This window comes from Streptomyces pyxinae, from assembly GCF_024756275.1.
Lineage (GTDB): Bacteria > Actinomycetota > Actinomycetes > Streptomycetales > Streptomycetaceae > Streptomyces > Streptomyces pyxinae.
Map to the genome: position 1 here is coordinate 1 of NZ_JANUGQ010000064.1, position 1,354 is coordinate 1,354.

At 69.6% G+C, this 1,354-nt stretch carries 3 protein-coding genes; all 3 read right to left on the minus strand.

All coding sequences use genetic code 11. The features are described from left to right. Positions 1–148: 148 nt before the first annotated feature. Complete coding sequence (locus tag NX801_RS30580) at positions 149–535, minus strand: hypothetical protein (protein WP_258791224.1); 387 nt, start codon at positions 533–535, stop codon at positions 149–151. A 155-nt stretch (positions 536–690) separates the two neighbouring features. Next, on the minus strand, positions 691–939 hold the full coding sequence (locus tag NX801_RS30585) for a type II toxin-antitoxin system RelE family toxin (protein ID WP_258791225.1): 249 nt from the start codon (positions 937–939) through the stop codon (positions 691–693). Next, positions 936–1,316 (minus strand): hypothetical protein, encoded by a 381-nt coding sequence (locus NX801_RS30590; protein ID WP_258791226.1) that lies wholly within the window; start codon positions 1,314–1,316, stop codon positions 936–938. The genes NX801_RS30585 and NX801_RS30590 overlap by 4 nt, the downstream gene beginning before the upstream one ends. Between the last annotated feature and the right edge of the window lie 38 nt (positions 1,317–1,354).

Genomic DNA, 1,354 nt, shown 5'->3' on the forward strand with positions numbered 1-1,354 from the left:
CGGTCGGAGCCGCACGCATAGGCGCCGGACGGACGGGGATCGCGCAGTAGCAGTCTGATGCTGGTGGCGACCTGCTTGATGCCGCCCGGATCGGATTTGGCGTACGCGTCGAGGGCCGTGCGCGCCTTCGGCTCCCAGACGACCTCGCTCACGAGGTCGCCTGCCCTTTCAGCCGCGCGCACATCTCGTCGACGGTCATGGCCACCGGCTGGTCGGTGCCGTGCAGCTTGTGCAACTCGTTCTCGGCGAGGCCGAGTGCGTCCTCCAGCACCTCCAGCACCGCCGGGGAGACCACGACCGCGACGGTCTTGCCGCTCTCGTCGGTGAGCGAGAGCTGAGGGGCGTGGAAGAAGAAGTCCCACGCCTTTCCGGGGTCCAGAAACGGCGGCTGGCCGAGGGCCTCGATGCGGTCGAGTTCCTCGCGGGCCTGGGAGACATACCGCGCGATGGCCTCCAACTGCGCACCGGCCTTCGCCAGCGGGACGGTGTCGATCGGGCCCTGGCGCTCGTAACCTTCGATCTCTGCGGGATCCATGCACCCCACCGTCGCAGAGCGCGACACTGACCGGCAGAGGCTCACGGGATGACCGCCGGGGCGCGTGATCACCGAAGAGCGCCCCGGGGCGATCCTGCCGGTACCGCCTGCCACTGGACGGGAATTCGGTCGGTCGCCGTGGCTCGGACAGGTGGTCAGGCGACACGGCCGACCCGGGTCACCTCGATGATGACGGGTTTGTTCTGCCTGATGGCGTACCAGATTCGGTACCGGCCCACATGGATGCGGTACTCGTCGGGGGCATAGCGCCGCGCGCCGGCGGGGCGGGGGTCGCCCGGCAGCAGATTGGTGCTGTCGAGGATCTGGTTCACACCGGCCGGGTCCTCTTTCGCGTACCTGGCCATGGCGCTGCTCGCCGCGGCCGTCCAGACCACCCGGCTCACGAGGCCGTCTGCCCCTTGATCCGGGCGACCAGTTCCTCGGTGGTCACCGGCCGGCCGGTGCCACGCAGCTTGTGCAACTCGTTCTCGGCGAGGCCGAGTGCGTCCTCCAGCACCTCCAGCAGAGCCGGGGAGACCACGACCGCGACGGTCTTGCCGCTCTCGTCGGTGAGCGAGAGCTGGGGGGCCTGGAAGGCGAAATCCGCAGCGTCGCCCGGATCCAGGGCCGGGAAGGTGCCGAGGGCCTCGATGCGGTCGAGTTCCTCGCGGGCCTGGGAGACATACCGCGCGATGGCCTCCAACTGCGCACCGGCCTTCGCCAGCGGGACGGTGTCGATCGGGCCCTGGCGCTCGTGACCTTCGATCTCTGCGGGATCCATGCACCCCACCGTGGCAGAGCGCAAGGCTGAACGGCAGG

Bases quoted from the DNA above. Each gene is read 5' to 3' on its own strand.
- NX801_RS30590 (WP_258791226.1), bottom strand. From the start codon at position 1,316: ATGGATCCCGCAGAGATCGAAGGTCACGAGCGCCAGGGCCCGATCGAC.
- NX801_RS30580 (WP_258791224.1), bottom strand. From the start codon at position 535: ATGGATCCCGCAGAGATCGAAGGTTACGAGCGCCAGGGCCCGATCGAC.